This is a genomic window from Salegentibacter agarivorans (assembly GCF_900113135.1).
Classification (GTDB): Bacteria; Bacteroidota; Bacteroidia; order Flavobacteriales; family Flavobacteriaceae; genus Salegentibacter; species Salegentibacter agarivorans.
Map to the genome: position 1 here is coordinate 99,325 of NZ_FOOH01000013.1, position 16,369 is coordinate 115,693.

At 36.5% G+C, this 16,369-nt stretch carries 17 protein-coding genes; 14 read left to right on the forward strand and 3 right to left on the reverse strand.

Features of this window, described 5'->3' with window-relative positions; all coding sequences use genetic code 11:
* Positions 1–24: 24 nt before the first annotated feature.
* Positions 25–1,005: a DUF4837 family protein gene (locus BM084_RS11085; RefSeq protein WP_093304755.1), complete on the forward strand. Its 981-nt coding sequence runs from the start codon at positions 25–27 to the stop codon at positions 1,003–1,005.
* A 69-nt stretch (positions 1,006–1,074) separates the two neighbouring features.
* Here the strand turns inward: BM084_RS11085 and tatA are convergent, their stop codons facing one another.
* On the reverse strand, positions 1,075–1,287 hold the full coding sequence (tatA, locus tag BM084_RS11090; RefSeq protein ID WP_075325355.1) for a twin-arginine translocase TatA/TatE family subunit: 213 nt from the start codon (positions 1,285–1,287) through the stop codon (positions 1,075–1,077).
* Positions 1,288–1,500: 213 nt separating this feature from the next.
* Between tatA and BM084_RS11095 the strand changes: the two genes are divergently transcribed.
* The 7 genes from BM084_RS11095 (at position 1,501) to BM084_RS11125 (ending at position 8,830) form a co-directional block, all read left to right on the forward strand.
* Entirely contained in the window at positions 1,501–2,370 is an 870-nt protein-coding gene (locus tag BM084_RS11095; RefSeq protein ID WP_075325354.1) for a M23 family metallopeptidase, read from the forward strand.
* Between the two features lie 68 nt (positions 2,371–2,438).
* A complete protein-coding gene (locus BM084_RS11100) occupies positions 2,439–3,938 on the forward strand; it encodes a GH3 auxin-responsive promoter family protein (RefSeq protein WP_093304758.1) in 1,500 nt (499 codons plus the stop codon).
* Between the two features lie 7 nt (positions 3,939–3,945).
* On the forward strand, positions 3,946–5,628 hold the full coding sequence (locus BM084_RS11105; RefSeq protein ID WP_075325352.1) for a DUF6909 family protein: 1,683 nt from the start codon (positions 3,946–3,948) through the stop codon (positions 5,626–5,628).
* A 3-nt stretch (positions 5,629–5,631) separates the two neighbouring features.
* A complete protein-coding gene (gene rfbC / locus BM084_RS11110; protein ID WP_075325351.1) occupies positions 5,632–6,177 on the forward strand; it encodes a dTDP-4-dehydrorhamnose 3,5-epimerase in 546 nt (181 codons plus the stop codon).
* Positions 6,174–7,022, forward strand: coding sequence for a dTDP-4-dehydrorhamnose reductase (gene rfbD, locus BM084_RS11115; protein ID WP_075325350.1), 849 nt, complete (start codon positions 6,174–6,176; stop codon positions 7,020–7,022). The genes rfbC and rfbD overlap by 4 nt, the downstream gene beginning before the upstream one ends.
* Before the next feature lie 40 nt (positions 7,023–7,062).
* Positions 7,063–8,052, forward strand: a complete 990-nt coding sequence (locus BM084_RS11120) for a UDP-glucuronic acid decarboxylase family protein (protein ID WP_093304760.1) — start codon at positions 7,063–7,065, stop codon at positions 8,050–8,052.
* Between the two features lie 7 nt (positions 8,053–8,059).
* Entirely contained in the window at positions 8,060–8,830 is a 771-nt protein-coding gene (locus BM084_RS11125) for a glycosyltransferase family 2 protein (protein WP_075325348.1), read from the forward strand.
* A 166-nt stretch (positions 8,831–8,996) separates the two neighbouring features.
* On the opposite strand, the gene BM084_RS11130 is transcribed toward BM084_RS11125, so the two are convergent.
* Positions 8,997–10,304, reverse strand: a complete 1,308-nt coding sequence (locus BM084_RS11130) for a phenylacetate--CoA ligase family protein (protein WP_075325347.1) — start codon at positions 10,302–10,304, stop codon at positions 8,997–8,999.
* Positions 10,305–10,389: 85 nt separating this feature from the next.
* Here BM084_RS11130 and purD point away from each other — a divergent pair, with 85 nt between their 5' ends.
* Positions 10,390–11,664, forward strand: coding sequence for a phosphoribosylamine--glycine ligase (gene purD / locus BM084_RS11135; RefSeq protein WP_093304763.1), 1,275 nt, complete (start codon positions 10,390–10,392; stop codon positions 11,662–11,664).
* On the opposite strand, the gene BM084_RS11140 is transcribed toward purD, so the two are convergent.
* Entirely contained in the window at positions 11,656–11,889 is a 234-nt protein-coding gene (locus BM084_RS11140; protein WP_075325345.1) for a DUF6341 family protein, read from the reverse strand. The two genes, purD and BM084_RS11140, sit on opposite strands and share 9 nt — an antisense overlap.
* A 111-nt stretch (positions 11,890–12,000) precedes the next feature.
* Between BM084_RS11140 and BM084_RS11145 the strand changes: the two genes are divergently transcribed.
* The 5 genes from BM084_RS11145 to BM084_RS11165 all read left to right on the forward strand — a co-directional run bounded on the left by BM084_RS11145 (position 12,001) and on the right by BM084_RS11165 (position 16,277).
* Positions 12,001–12,924 (forward strand): DUF6427 family protein, encoded by a 924-nt coding sequence (locus BM084_RS11145; protein WP_093304765.1) that lies wholly within the window; start codon positions 12,001–12,003, stop codon positions 12,922–12,924.
* Positions 12,925–13,175: 251 nt separating this feature from the next.
* The gene (locus BM084_RS11150) at positions 13,176–13,556 is read left to right on the forward strand and encodes a hypothetical protein (RefSeq protein ID WP_143083650.1); all 381 of its coding nucleotides are present in this window, start codon (positions 13,176–13,178) and stop codon (positions 13,554–13,556) included.
* Positions 13,553–14,551 (forward strand): DNA adenine methylase, encoded by a 999-nt coding sequence (locus BM084_RS11155; RefSeq protein ID WP_075325342.1) that lies wholly within the window; start codon positions 13,553–13,555, stop codon positions 14,549–14,551. Before BM084_RS11150 ends, BM084_RS11155 begins: the two co-directional genes overlap by 4 nt.
* Positions 14,552–14,554: 3 nt before the next feature.
* On the forward strand, positions 14,555–15,160 hold the full coding sequence (locus tag BM084_RS11160; protein WP_093304768.1) for a DUF4254 domain-containing protein: 606 nt from the start codon (positions 14,555–14,557) through the stop codon (positions 15,158–15,160).
* A gap of 121 nt (positions 15,161–15,281) precedes the next feature.
* Positions 15,282–16,277 carry a glycosyltransferase family 9 protein gene (locus tag BM084_RS11165; protein ID WP_075327875.1) on the forward strand — a complete coding sequence of 332 codons (996 nt, stop codon included), beginning with the start codon at positions 15,282–15,284 and terminating at the stop codon, positions 16,275–16,277.
* The last annotated feature ends 92 nt before the right edge of the window (positions 16,278–16,369 follow it).

Below are 16,369 nucleotides of genomic sequence, written 5' to 3' on the forward strand. Positions count from 1 at the left end.
TCATTTCAAACCAAACTAATAAAAATGAAAAAAACATTATTCCTTCTATTCAGTTTAGTTTTTCTCGTTTCATGTAACGAAAACGGCGATAAAACAGAAGAACGTATCCTTTCAGACTCTTCCGGAAATATTAATCAAATCACCCTAATTATTGAGAACGAATTATGGGAAGGCCCGGTAGGCGAAGCCATTAGAGATAATTTTGCAGCTATGGTAGAAGGATTGCCCCAGGAAGAACCATTGTTTTCTTTAAGCCAGATACCGCCAGAAACCTTTAGCGGATTTGTTAGAAAAAATCGTTCTTTTATTTCCGTTCAGGAAGGGAAAGAGGCTGAAGCCAGAATTATTAAAGATCTTTATGCCCGGCCACAAACCGGTGCAATAATCTCTGGAGAAAGCGAAGAAGAACTAATTCATATAATTAATGAAAGTTCAGAGAAAATGGTTTCTGCCTTTAAAGAAACTGAAATGAAGGAGAAGCAACGCCGAATGAAAAAATCGCTTAAAAAAGATGGAAAGCTGGAAGAAAAATTCGGTTTATCCTTAGATTTTCCATCGGCTTATAGATACGCCTTAGAAGAAGAAGATTTTGTTTGGATTAGAAAGGAAATTCCAAAAGGAAATATGGAAATTCTTATTTATGAGGTACCCATCAGTCAAATTGAAGCCGACACCAATACTATTGGAAATATTATAAAAATGCGCGATTCTATTGGAAAAGCTCATATTCCCGGCCCTACTGAAGGAACTCATATGATTACCGAAGAAGCTTACGCTCCTTATCTTTTTGAGACAGAAATTGATGGTAAATTCGCGTATGAAACCCGTGGAACCTGGGAAGTAAAAGGCGCTTTTATGGCGGGACCGTTCTTAAATTATGCAATTAAAGATGAAGCCAATAATCGCTATTTGGTAGTAGAAGGTTTTGTTTTTTCTCCCTCAAGAGGCAAACGTGATAATATGTTTGAAATAGATGCTATCCTGCAGTCTGCAGATATTAAATAGCACAAATTAAAATACAAATAAAAAGCCCGAACTTTAAAATTCGGGCTTTTTTTATAAGGTAGTTATTGTCTATTTCTTTTCTTCTGAAAAGTTCTTATCATCAGAAGTAACTGGCTTTTCGCCGTTTTCGTCTTTAGAAGCGTCTTTAAATTCTTTAATTCCACTACCTAAACCTCTCATCAATTCAGGAATTTTTCGACCTCCAAATAGTAGCAATATTACCACAACAATTAAGATAATTTGCGGGGCACCAATAGCTAATGGTAAAATAAGTGCATTCATAACGTATAATTTTGATATTACAAACTTAACAAGAATTAAATAATTACAACGTTAATATGGCTTAAATTTAAGTTTTAGTTGTGGGGTATTATAAAACGGGAAGGCAATTTTATTGAAAATCTTATTTTTTCTCTCTAAAAGATCCAATTTGGACCTAAGTTTGAGAACTTCACTAAACAGCCGAAAATTTTAATTTAACTTTGTAAATGTAATATGGCAGAAAATAAAAAAGAGAGAAAAAAATTCACCAAAAAGTTACTTCATAAATACCGAATGGTAGTTTTGAATGAAGATACTTTTGAGGAAAAGCTTTCTTTTAAATTAACCCGCCTCAATGTTTTTGTAACGATCACGCTAAGTGCAATAATTTTAATTGCAGCCACTACTTTTATAATTGCTTTTACTCCGCTTAAAGAGTACATACCCGGCTATTCTTCGGCCCAGTTAAAAAGACAGGCTTCTGAGCTGGCTTATAAGTCAGATTCCCTTCAGCAGGTTTTAAAGCTGAATAATCAATATTTAAGTTCAATTAAAAATGTACTTACCGGGAAAGCAGATACCTCCAGTTTAAGTAGAGATTCTATGGTAGAAAACCCTATAATGGGCCAGGAAATTGAAGCTATAGAACCTTCCCGGGCAGACTCCCTGTTACGAGAAGAAGTAGCGCAGGAAGACAAATACAATGTTTTACCCTCGGCTACAGATAATATTGACTTTTCTCTATTTCCGCCGGTAAAAGGTTCAATTTCTGAAGCTTATGATGCTAAAGAAAAACATTACGCAGTAGATATTGTAGTTGCAAAAAACACTCCGGTTAAATCGGTGGCCGATGGGCGTGTAATTTTTGCAGAATGGACTACAGAAACCGGTTATGTAATAATTATTAAGCACGAATATGGCTTATTGTCGGTTTACAAACATAACGCATCTATAGCCAAAGAACAGGGGGAGAATGTAAGAAGGGGAGAGGTAATTGCCACTGCAGGATCTACCGGAGAATACACCACCGGCCCACATTTGCATTTTGAACTTTGGAACGAAGCCGTGCCTGTAGACCCTACAGATTATATTGATTTTGATTAATAAATCACGACCTTTGTAGCACCAAAGGTATTTCTGAAATTTAAAATACCAATTAATTCAATAAACCTATGTCTTTAAAGTCGTTTGGAGCAAAGATTTTTGCCAATTATATACGCAAAAAAATAGATAAATGGGCTTCCCAACCTGAAGCCACTCAGCACAAAGTATTCAGGGAGCTTATTGAAAAAGGCAAAGACACGCAGTTTGGCAAAGATCACGATTTTAAAAACATCAAAACTTATAAAGATTTCATCCAAAATGTACCAATTCGCGATTACGAAGAATTGCGCTTTTATATAGATAAAATGGTAGCTGGCGAAGAAGATATGTTATGGCCGGGTAAACCTTTATACTACGCAAAAACTTCTGGTACTACAAGTGGTGCCAAGTATATTCCACTTACAAAAGATTCTATGCCTTCGCACATTAACGCGGCCCGAAATGCGATTTTATGTTATATCGCTGAAACCGGAAATGCAAAATTTGTAGATGGAAAAATGATCTTCCTCCAGGGAAGTCCGGAGATGGAAGAGAAAAATGGAGTAAAATTAGGTCGCTTATCAGGGATCGTGGCGCATTACGTGCCTTCCTATCTTCAGAAAAATAGAATGCCCAGCTGGGAAACCAATTGTATTGAAGATTGGGAAACCAAGGTAGATGCCATTGTAGAAGAAACCCGAAACGAAAATATGAGCGTTATTAGCGGTATTCCATCCTGGGTGCAAATGTATTTTGAAAGACTTCAGCAAAAAACCGGGAAGAAGGTTGGTGAGCTTTTTCCTAATTTCGATTTGTTTATTTATGGCGGCGTAAATTATGAACCTTACCGTTCAAAATTTGAAAACCTAATTGGTAGAAAAGTAGATAGCATTGAACTTTACCCGGCTTCAGAAGGATTTTTCGCTTTTCAGGATAAACAAACCGAAAAAGGAATGTTACTGCAACTCGATTCCGGTATGTTTTATGAATTTGTAAAAGCCGATGAATTTTATGAAGAAAATGCGAAACGGCTTACTATTGGCGAGGTAGAAACCGGTGTAAATTATGTAATATTGGTTTCTTCAAATGCCGGTCTTTGGGCATATAATATTGGCGATACGGTGCAGTTTACAAGCACAAAGCCTTACCGGGTAATTGTTTCAGGCAGGATAAAACATTTTATTTCGGCCTTTGGAGAGCACGTTATTGCCAAGGAGGTAGAAGAAGCTATTCAGGAAGCCACTGCAGCTACAAATGCAAGAATTAGCGAGTTTACCGTGGCACCGCAAATTACCCCAGAAAATGAAGAATTACCTTACCACGAATGGTTTGTAGAATTTGAAAAAGAGCCTGAAGATTTATCTAAATTCAGTAAAATTCTGGATAAAAGTCTTCAGCAGCAAAATTCTTACTATTTTGATCTTATTAAAGGAAAAATTCTTCAGCCATTAAAAATATCAAAAGTTCCGGAAAATGGTTTTCAGCAGTATATGAAATCTATTGGAAAACTGGGCGGACAAAATAAGTTGCCGCGCCTGGCCAACGATCGTAAAATTGCTGAAGTCCTGGAAAAAATTATAAAAGCATAACAAAAAAATGATAAACCTAAAATTACTAGGCCGTACCCGCGCCCAAGAGAGTACCCACGCGATAGAGCGTATGTATATTACAATGCGCCACCTTTTTAATCGTGGTTTTTATAAACCTATGGGCGTTTCGGGAGAGACCTTAAGGGAAGCTTTACTTATACTTCGCCCCGAAATTTACGGCTCTATAGCCGATGATAAAGCTGAATTAAGCGGATTACTTTATGTTATAGACCGTTTACCAAAAGGAATTGAAGAATGCAGGTTTATAAATCTTACCAGTGATGAAGGCTATGGGAATTCGCATTTTAAGCCTATTGTTCCGCCAAAGCGCCGGCGAAACTGCTATAGGATAGACGATGAGCAAATGAATATTGAAATAACCCGTGGCCGTTCTGAAATCTATGATATTCTTACACACCTTACTTTTCTGTTCGTAGAATCTCATAAAATAATGCGTCGCGTAATTATAGATGAAGAAGGTAGCGTTACCAGAGATTGGCAGAAACTGGAAAAAGCTGTTTTGCAGGAAGAACCTTTAGACCAGGCACAACGCGAAATTGCTTTAACTCACACCGCCAATATTTTAGGCCGAACTTTCTTTGAAGTTCAGGATATTTATCCAAAATTCTCATTACCGGGAAATCCAGAACGTTTCTTAAATATAATCTACTGGTTAGGGAAACTCGCTATTGCAGAAACCATAAATAACGATAAAAGGATTATTACTTTTAGTCCCGTTTTAAGAGAACGCTTAGGGCACCATATTCACGGTGAAATTTGGGCCGATAACATTAAGCAACATCTCATAAAAGAGAATTTAATGCACCGCCCTTTACACATTATTAGTGCGAATATGCATAGTGTAATGAACACGCTTTATACTCCTTCAGCCTTAAAAACCGAACTTAAAAAGAAAAAACCACTGGAGATTTACGAATTGCTTAGTAATACTGCCAACGGCGATTTACGCAGCAAAGTAATGAAATCGGCTTTAGATAATGGGATGACGTTTTTAGATGATAAAAGCGGAACCAATATAGATGTGCAAATCTTTGATACAGCTAAACTAAACGGTAAATACGGAAGCTGGGATATTAAAACCGAAGAAGAAGCTCCGGTAATTATCGTGATGGATTATGCTTTTGGTGAGCAGGCTTATGAAACTATGGATGAACTGCTGAAACCATACAATTTTGAAGGAAATGAGATAAAAATGAATGTAGAATCTATCTCCATTATGGGAAAAGCCGGTATCCTGGAAGGAGGAAAAGGAGATATTATGATTCCTTCTGCACATTTATTTGAAGGCACCGCAGATAATTATCCGTTTAAAAATGAACTTAGTCCGGCCGATCTTGAAGGTAGCGGAATTGATATTGTAGACGGTGCTATGATCACTGTTTTGGGAACTTCGCTTCAAAACCGGGATATTCTTAAATTTTTCCACGATTCTACCTGGAATGTTAGCGGGCTTGAGATGGAGGGCGCACATTACCAAAAAGCCATACAGGCGGCTTCCAAATTACGCGGAAGCATAGATAGCGAAGTTAAAGTTAGATATGCCTATTACGCCTCAGATAATCCGCTGGAAACCGGTAGCACCCTGGCATCAGGAGGACTTGGAACTACCGGGGTAAAACCCACTTATTTAATTACTGAAAAAATCCTGGAACAAATCTTTAAATCTTAGTTTATGAAAGTTGAAGAATCACCATTAAAAGACTGTTTTATTATAAAACCCGATATTTTTCGGGATAAAAGGGGCCTTTTTCTGGAGAGCTATCACAAGAAAAAATTTATAGAATTAACCGGGATAGAAAAGGAATTTGTTCAGGATAATCAATCTATTTCCAAAAAAGGGGTTTTACGTGGGTTGCATTATCAAACCGGGGAATTGGCACAAACCAAGTTGGTACGTGCTATTTATGGCAAAGTGCTGGATGTGGTGGTAGATTTACGGCCAGAATCGCCAACTTTTAAACAAAGTTTCAAAATAATTCTTGACGATGAGAATTTATATCAGCTCTATATTCCAAAAGGATTTGGGCACGGCTTTGTAACCCTGTCTGAAACTTCGGTTTTTGCTTATAAATGCGACGAATATTACTATCCGGGTTACGAAGCAGGTGTTATTTTTAACGACCCCGATTTGGCAATAGACTGGGGCTTTCCTGAAGAAGATATGATAATCTCAGATAAAGATTTAAAACAACCGCGATTAAAAGAGATTTTTAAATGAAAAATATTCTCGTTACCGGTGCCAATGGACAATTAGGAGCTTGTTTTAAAAAGATTTCGGGGAATTATCCTAATTTTCATTTCGTTTTTAAATCTTCTGCAGAAGCTGATATTACCAATAAATCGAAATTACAGAGACTTTTTGCTGAGGGGAATTTTGATTGGGTTATTAACTGCGCAGCTTACACGAATGTTGAAAAAGCCGAATCTGAAGAAGAGAAAGCCTTTAAAATTAATGCTGAAGCTGCCAAACATCTCGCTGAGCTTTGTAATGAAAATCAGGCGAAATTAGTTCATTTTTCCACCGATTATGTTTTCGACGGGAAAGCTGAAAAACCTTATATAGAAACCGATAAGACAAATCCTATTAACGTCTATGGCGCTTCAAAATTAAAGGGAGAACAGTTAATCGCTGAGGTTTTAAAAGAACATTTTATTTTAAGGACTTCGTGGCTGTATTCAGAATTTGGTCATAATTTTTATAAAACTATCCTTCGAAAAATAGACGAAAAAGCTGAATTAAATATCACCACTTCTCAAACCGGAACACCAACAAATGCTAATGATCTGGCTAAATTTGTTTTGGAAATAATCGCTTCAGAAAATAATGATTTTGGCTTGTATCATTTCAGCAATTTGGGCGAAGCTACCTGGTATGGTTTTGCAAAAGCAATTTTAGAATTTACGGGAAATTCAGAAGAAATTCGGTTAAACGAAAGCAACAATTTTAAAACTATTGCCGCAAGACCGGAATATAGCGTGTTAGATAAAAATAAAGTTCAGGAGAAATTTCATAAGAAAATTCCGGAATGGAAGGCAAGCCTTAAAGCACTCATCCTTTCGTAAATCTCATAAAATTTGAGTAATTTTCACACAAACTTCAGGAATGGCAAAAAGAATACTCATTACCGGGGCTGCCGGCTTTTTAGGCTCTCATTTATGTGATAGGTTTATTAAAGAAGGTTATGAAGTTATTGCAATGGATAACCTTATTACCGGAGATTTAAAGAATATCGAGCATCTTTTTAAACTGGATAATTTCGAGTTTTTTCATCACGATATCACCAAATTTATTCACGTTCCCGGTGAGTTAGATTATATTCTTCATTTTGCTTCTCCTGCAAGTCCCATAGATTATTTAAAAATTCCCATTCAAACCTTAAAAGTAGGTTCGGTGGGGACTTTACATTGCCTAGGTTTGGCAAAAGAAAAGAATGCCAGGATTTTGATCGCTTCTACCTCTGAAGTTTATGGGGATCCTCAGGTTCATCCACAAAATGAGGAATATTACGGAAATGTAAATACAATTGGACCACGCGGAGTTTATGATGAGGCCAAGCGATTTCAGGAATCTATAACAATGGCTTATCACAGATTTCACGGTTTAGAAACCAGGATTGCGCGTATTTTTAATACTTACGGTCCCAGGATGCGATTAAACGATGGTCGGGTAATTCCTGCGTTTATTGGTCAGGCCTTGCGGGGTGAAAACCTCACCATTTTTGGTAATGGCTTGCAAACGCGCTCGTTTTGTTATGTAGACGATCAAATTGAGGGAATTTATCGTTTATTATTAAGCGATTATCCAGATCCTGTGAATATTGGAAATCCAGATGAAATCACTATTAAAGATTTCGCCGAAGAAATTTTAAAACTTACCGGAACCGAGCAAAAAGTGGTTTATAAAGAACTTCCGGAAGACGATCCTTTAAAAAGACAGCCAGATATTAGTCGGGCAAAAGAGGTTTTAGGCTGGGAGCCTAATGTTTCCCGTAGTGAAGGAATGAAAATTACTTACAATTATTTCAAAAATCTAAGTCCCGAAGAATTAGAGAAAAGCGAGCACAAAGATTTTTCCAATCATATAAGGCGATAATCAAGTTATGGAGAATCTCCTGGTTTCAGTAATTATGCCCGCTTTTAATGCGGAAAATTTTATTGAAGCTGCGGTAAATTCTGTAATTGTTCAAACTTACTCCAACTGGGAATTGTTTATTATCGATGATGCCTCAACAGATACTACGCTTTCTAAAGCTGAAAAATTTGCAAAGCAAGATTTCCGAATTAAAATACTTCAAAATCAAAATAATTTCGGCACAGGAATAAGTCGAAATAAAGGAATTAAAGCCGCTCAGGGCGATTTTATAGCTTTTTTGGATGCAGATGACCAATGGAAACCGGGAAAGCTGGAAATTCAGCTTAAATTGATGCAGCAGCAGGATGTTGCGGTTTGTTTCTCCAGTTATTTACAAATAGATGAAAATGGAAATACCAGAAACGAAATTATAGAAGCACTGCCCGTTTTAACTTATCAAAAATTGCTTAAATCAAACTACCTCGGCAACCTCACGGGGATTTACAATACTAAAAGACTAGGAAAGATCTACGCCCCTGAATTAAGGAAAAGGCAGGATTGGGCACTTTGGCTGGAAGCCGTTGAAAAAGGTGGGCCGGCGATAGGAATTCAAAAGTGTTTAGCAAAATACCGGGTGAGAAAAGGCTCTATTTCAAGAAATAAAGTTGAGATGCTTAAATTTAATTTCAACATTTATCACAAGTTTTTAGGTTTTAGTTTCCCTAAAAGCCTTAGTTATATGCTGGTTTTTCTAAAGGAACATTTCTTTGTTAAGCCTAAACAGGTAAAAAAGATTTAGAATAATTTACGTCATCCTGAATTTATTTCAGGATTTATGTTTTGGCCAACCACCCTTTTCTTCAGCTTCGTTAAATTCATTCCCTCCTTTATAAGTAGGGGAGCTTTTTATAAATATATTCGTGAATTCGTGGCCGAAAAACCGGGGGAGTTTTTACCAGGAAATGCTACAAATCTGAAGTAAACTGCTTTAATTTCCCGCTTTTACTACGGGTAAGTTTATCCTTTCTTTCAAAAATCACCTTTAGATTTTTACCCACGTAGGTTTCAATGGCCATTAAAATTTTTTGCTTTTGGTTTTCAGAAAAATCAATTTGACTCACATACTCAATTTTAAAAGAATCCTGGGTATTTTGATTAATCACAAACTCCTTGATACTGCCATTATCTTCAATAATGCTTTTGGTTACATAATAAAAAGTAAGTCCCGGCACCACTTTCCCATCGGGAAGGGTGGCGATATCATTTGTTCGCCCAATTAATTTCTCAAGAATTGGCTTTTTCAAGGTGCTTTTTTTTGAAAGTACGCCGGTATCTCCAATATCGTACCTAATCATTGAATGGGCTTTATTATACAATGAAGTAATTACAATTCGTCCTTCAGTGCCATTTGGTACAGGATTGTTATTCTTATCAAGAATTTCAACAAAAAGATCTTCTGAATTTACTATCCATTCATTTTCCTTATTTTCAAAGGCTATAAGGCCAACTTCACTGGCGCCATATTCGTTCACTACAGGAACTCCAAAAACTGCTTTCATCAGTTTTTTATCTTCTTCAAATAACCTTTCAGAAGTGACTATAGAAAGTTTTAAATTGGGGCAAACTTCTTTTAAAATTAGGTTTTTGTTTTTAAGAAATTTTGCGAAAAGCAAAACTGCGCTGGTGTACCCGTTTATATAGCTAAAGTTTGATTTTTGAAAACGCTTCAGAAATTTTTCCATTTTCTTCTCGCTCAGGTCAAAAATGGGGAATCTTCGCCGTAGACTAATTCGGTCTTTAATTCGTTCCTGGATATTTCCGTAGAAATCTAGTGGAATTCCATAAAACCTGGCCTGTAAAGATTTGTTGAGATCAATATCGTGCCATTGGTAACGATCCTGAAATCCTGCCCAGCTTAGTGCGTGGGCAAATTTATCTTTGGCGAAAATAAAGGGCGTACCGCTGCTGCCCGAAGTTTTTCCGATATAAGCAGTGGATTTAGAAAAACCTTTGCTCAGGCGGTTTTCAAGTTTTTGCTGTAGATCGGTTTTGGCCATTACCGGCACTTCGTTCCAATTAGAAAATGAACTCTTTCCGAAGAAATTTTTATAAAAATGATTATTATTTAAGTGATATTCAACAATTTCCCAGCGTTTTTCACTAAGGTAATATTCATAATTTTCTGCGGGAATTTTCTGTATTTCCTGTAGTACTTTTTGCGCCCGGTTTATGGGAAATTTATTAAGCTGCAACGAAAGTTTAAACCAGTCCAAGGGCGAAAAAGCTTTTTTATAAGAAATAATTGGTGCTTCAATTTACAAACAATTATTTTTGGTGCATAACTAAAATGACTTCAGGATGAAAATTTTAATTCTCGGCGCCGGCGGACGCGAACATACATTTGCTTACAAACTGGCTCAAAGCCCAAAATGTTCTCAACTTTTTGTGGCACCGGGTAACGCGGGAACCGCTGAAATTGCAGAAAACATTGATCTAAAAGTAACCGATTTTAAAGCGATTAAAGATTTTGTGCTGAAGGAAAAAATTGAAATGCTGGTAGTAGGTCCCGAAGATCCTTTGGTAGAAGGAATCACCGATTTCTTTGCGGAAGATGATGCGCTAAACAGCGTAAAAGTTATTGGCCCATCTAAACGAGGGGCGCTTTTAGAAGGAAGTAAAGAGCGTGCAAAAGAGTTTATGGCGATGCATAAAATTCCAACCGCGACCTACGAGAGTTTTACCGAAAAAAGCCTTGAAGCCGGAAAGGAATTTTTGGAAACTTTAAATCCGCCGTATGTTTTAAAAGCCGATGGACTCGCAGCTGGAAAAGGAGTTTTAATTATTAACGATCTGGAAGAGGCTAAACAGGAACTTCAAAATATGCTGGCCGAAAAGAAATTTGGGGCGGCCAGCGCCAAAGTGGTCATTGAAGAATTTTTAGACGGAATTGAATTAAGCGTTTTTGTACTTACTGATGGGAAAAATTACAAAATCTTACCAACCGCCAAAGATTACAAACGAATAGGAGAAGGAGACACCGGCCTAAATACAGGCGGAATGGGCGCTATTTCTCCCGTTCCATTTGTAGATGATGAATTGATGCAAAAAATTGAAGAACGCATCGTAAAACCAACGGTTAATGGTTTGCAGGAAGAAGATATAGACTATAAAGGTTTTGTTTTTATCGGTTTAATTATGGTGAAAAACGAACCTTATGTTATAGAATATAATGTGCGCATGGGCGACCCGGAAACTGAGGTTGTACTGCCCCGAATTAAATCAGATTTAGTAGAGATTTTTGAAAAAGTTTCTGAAGAAAAATTAAATGAAATTTCTTTAGAAATAGATGAACGTGCAGCCACAACGGTAATGTTGGTATCTGGCGGTTATCCTGAAGCTTACGAAAAATCTAAAGAAATCACAGGGTTTGATAAAGTTGAAGATTCCATAGTTTTCCACGCGGGAACCAAATTTGAATGCGATAAAGTAGTAACCAGTGGTGGAAGGGTGATTGCGGTTACTTCTTTTGGGAAAGATTACAAAGAAGCACTAAAAAAATCTTATCAAAATGTAGAAAAGCTACATTTCGATAAGATGTATTATAGAAAAGATCTTGGCTTTGATTTATCCTAAAAACGAGTGTGCTGTAGGATCACGATCTTCATCATTCACTTCGTTGTAGTGCTTTAATTGCTTCATCCAATAAGCAAAAGCAGCCAAACCAACTAAAATAAAGATGAAGTTTAAGGCGTTTGCAGCCCACCAGGAATCAAGCTCCAGCGATCTTAAAGCATCTAAAGGAACAAATAATATTTCCTCGAATAAATAGGCGATACCTTCAAATATATCTCTTAACATTTTTAGTGTATTTTAAGTTCAAATTATTTCAAAGCGATATTAAATTACCTTTGAAGGCGTTCAATAACTAACTTTGGTGTATTTAAGATTACAAAAATATAAAAAACCACAATGCTAACAAGCTTTTTTGGCAAATCAAAACCGGTAAATGGGGTTGCGATCACCGTTTTTCTCATTATATTTTTTATTATCGCTAATTTTAGGGAGTGGTTTTTAGATTTTAACCTATTATTTTTTCTTGAAAAACTGGCGGTTTTATTATCACTTATTTTAAGTGTTTTTACCCTTAATTTTATTGCCAAGAAAAATGAACTTACCCAGCGTAGTGCCTATAAAATCTTGTTTTTTGTAATTTTCACAGCTTCATTTTTTGCACTTTTAAGAAATCACCAGGTGATATTTGCCAATTTATTGGTACTACTGGCTTTTAGAAGAATTATTAGCTTAAAATCTAAAAAAGTAATGCAGAAAAAGGTTTTTGATGCTACCTTTTGGATTTTTATCGCATCACTTTTTTATTTTTGGTCTATTTTATTCCTGGTGGTGGTGTATGCTGGGATCTTATATTATCTTCCAAAACCTAAAAACTGGTTAATTCCCCCAATTGCAGCTTTAGCGGTTGCGCTCTTAACGCTTGGTTTTCATATTATTGCTTACGACCAGTTTTATACATTTTCGCAGTGGTTTGAATGGAGTAATTTTGATTATTCCAATTATCAAAACCTCGAAATTCTTATTCCCGTAAGTATTATTTTGACTTTGGCACTTTGGACACTTGTCCAGTTTTTTGCAGTGGTGAGCAAGGCAAGCGTCTCCATGAAGCCTTCCCTAAACCTGGTTTTGCTAAGTTTTCTCACCGCGGTGGCGGTTGCTATTTTTGCGCCTACCAAAGATGGTAGCGAACTTATTTTCTTTTTTGTACCGCTTAGTATAATCACTTCTATTTATTTTGATCAAAGAGAAGACAAAGTCTTTCGGGAAGTTTTGCTGGTTTTGCTTATCTTAATGCCTTTGTGTATTCCTTTTATTTTTTAAATGAATTTACCGGCAATTTAGACCGAATTAAAAAAGCGCTGCAAATACCAGTATCGCTGGTTTCGTAAGCAAATTAATTCGTGGGACAGGCTGTCTTCCTTTGTTTATTCTACTTCAAATTGGGATAAATTAAACGAGCAAATTGCCTTAATTATCGCTACTGAAAAGTTAGACGAAAAGCAATTTTTCCAGTATTGCAGTAATCTTACAACTTCTGGAGTGCCATGGCCGTGGAGCATATATTTGCCGAAATGAAAGAAGTTATTCCCAATAAAAACCCAAAAAATCGAAAAATTGATTTTAATTTCTTAGGAAATGATTTCGATTTAAAAACAAGTGTTTTCCCAAAAGCGTTTAGTCGTTCCCTTGAATTTGCAAAAAATAATCCTGAAACTCTGATTTCCTGGTTATATAAAAACCAAAGCAAACAAAGCCGTTTTCATCTTGAAAATCGATTATTCTTAATAGTTTATGCTGAAGATGGACAGCATTGGAAGATAAAGGCTGAAATTTCTTTTTTGAAGCAGGTGATTGAAAAATATGTTGCTATTTTTGAAAATTCACAACTAAAAGAATTCCAATTTCAGCAAGGAAAAACCACTTTTGCTGACGTGATCTGGGCAGTAAAATGAATTATATAGGTTCTAAACATAAGCTTGGTAATTTTATAAAATCTACGGTAAAAGAAGTGGTTGGCGAAGATCTGTCTCAAATGGTTTTTTGCGATCTTTTTGCCGGTACAGGCAGTGTGGGCAGGAATTTTAAAACTTCGGTAAAATCGGTTCTTGCTAACGATGTAGAATATTACAGTTATGTTTTACTCAAAAATTATATTGAAAATCATCAGAAATTAGATTCTGAAGACCTCCTCGTTAAATTAAATAAGCTGGAAGGAAAACCGGGTTTTATCTTTGAAGAATACAGCGAAAACGGAAAATCTAACCGACTTTATTTTTCTGAAGCAAATGGAAAGAAAATTGACGCGGTTAGGCAGCAAATTGAAAATTGGAAATTGAATAATGAAATAGGGAAAAACCAGTATTTTTTCCTTTTAGCTTCATTATTAGAAAGTGCCGATAAAGTGGCAAATACCGCTTCAGTCTATGGCGCATTTTTAAAAAAGGTAAAACTTTCGGCCCAAAAAGAATTAGTATTAAGACCAGCAAACTTTGATTTTACAGAACATTCCCACCGGGTTTTCCAAAAAGATGCCAATCAATTAATTAAGGAAATTGAAGGGGATATTTTATACTTAGATCCGCCCTACAATGCACGCCAGTATGGCGCGAACTACCATATTTTAAATACCATCGCAAAATATGATACCTTTGCACCACAAGGTAAAACCGGTTTGCGAGAATATTATCGATCAAATTATTGTAGCAGGACAAGAGTTGAAAATTCTTTTAAAGATTTACTGGAAAATGCAAATTTCAAATATATTTTCTTCAGCTATAATAACGAGGGTTTAATGCCTTCAACAGAAATAAAAAAAATAATGAGTCGTTTTGGAAATTACGACCTGGTAACCAGAAATTACCAGCGTTTTAAGGCCGATAAAACCGAAAACCGAAACCATACGGCCATAAATACAACAGAATATTTACACATTTTAGAAAAAAAATAATTTATGTTTTCAGATAAAGCAAATAAGATTTTTCAGGAAGTAATAGAAAAATATCACGAAAAAGATACGGTAGAACAGCCATTTACCAATCCGTACGACAGCGAAAATGAGTTGATTGAGCATTTATTATACAGGAAATGCTGGATAGATACAGTGCAGTGGCATTATGAAGATATTATTCGCGATAAGCACATAGATCCTGTAGATGCACTGGCGCTAAAACGCCAAATAGATGCGTCAAATCAGGACCGAACGGACACAGTGGAATATATTGATAGTTATTTTTTGGAAAAATTTAAAGATGTTAAGCCAAATGAAGATGCTACAATAAATTCTGAAAGCCCGGCCTGGGCTATAGACAGGCTTTCAATTTTAGCGTTAAAGATTTATCATATGGAAGAGGAGGCTAATAGGGAAGATGCCTCACAGGAGCACCAAATGAAATGTAAGGCTAAACTTGATGTTTTGCTGGAGCAACGCGTAGACCTTTCTACCGCGATAAACCAGCTGTTAGAAGATATTGCTGCCGGGAATAAGTATATGAAAGTTTACAGGCAAATGAAGATGTATAATGACGATGAGTTAAATCCTGTTTTAAGAAAAAAATAGCGCTTAAAATTGTTTGAAAATGAAGAAGAAGACCTCTTTTAATAAAAGAAATTCTCCCCTTTCAGGAGAGATTCCACAGGCTGAGGGGGCTTCTCATATTTTGGTTATTCGCTTATCGGCGATGGGCGATGTGGCGATGACGGTACCGGTATTACGGGTGCTTAGCGCCACTTATCCACATTTAAAAGTTACGGTTTTAACCCGCGGGTTTTTTGAACCAATGTTTAAAGGAATTCCGCGGGTTTCTGTTTATGAAGCCGATGTTAACGGAGTGCATAGCGGCGTATTTGGTCTCTGCCGACTCGCAAAAGATTTAAGGGATCTGGGAATTGATAAAGTAGCCGATCTTCACGATGTTTTGCGAAGCAATATCTTGAAATCGGTGTTCTATATGTTTGGGATTTCAGTAAAACAAATTGATAAAGGCCGAAGTGAAAAGAAGGCCTTAACCACTGAAAACAATAAGGTTTTTAAACAATTAAAATCCACCGTACAGCGCTATGCCGATGTTTTTGAGGCTTTAGGTTATCCGTTAGACCTCAAAACCCACAAATTTCCTGAAAAAGAAAAAATTTCAGAAAAGATAAGAACACTGGTTGGCACCGAACCTAAAAAATGGCTTGGCATTGCACCCTTTGCCCAGCACAATTCTAAAGCCTATCCAGCAGATTTAATGGAAGAAGTTTTAGGGAGATTAAGTGAAAATTCAAAGATTAAAATTTTGCTTTTTGGCGGTGGAAATAAAGAAAAACAACAACTGGAAACCTGGGCGGCCAGATTTAAAAATACTCTTAGTATTGCCGGAAAACTCACTTTAGCCGAAGAACTCGCACTTATCTCAAACCTGGATGTCATGCTTTCTATGGACAGTGGGAATGGACATATGGCCGCGATGTTTGGCATCCCGGTAATAAGTATTTGGGGTGTTACGCATCCTTATGCCGGTTTTAGACCTTTTAACCAGCCGACGGAAAATAGCTTACTTCCCAATCTTACGCAATACCCTAAAATACCGACTTCCGTTTACGGGAATAAGTTTCCAGAAGGCTATGAGAACGCTATTAGAACTATTTCCCCACAAACTGTATTAAAAAAGATTCAGGAAGTACTTCTTTAAAGATTGCCTTTTACATATCTGGTTAATTTCTTGTTTAGAAAATGATAAAATTCGTGGTAGAAAGATGATTCTTAGTATCTTTCTTTAGAAGT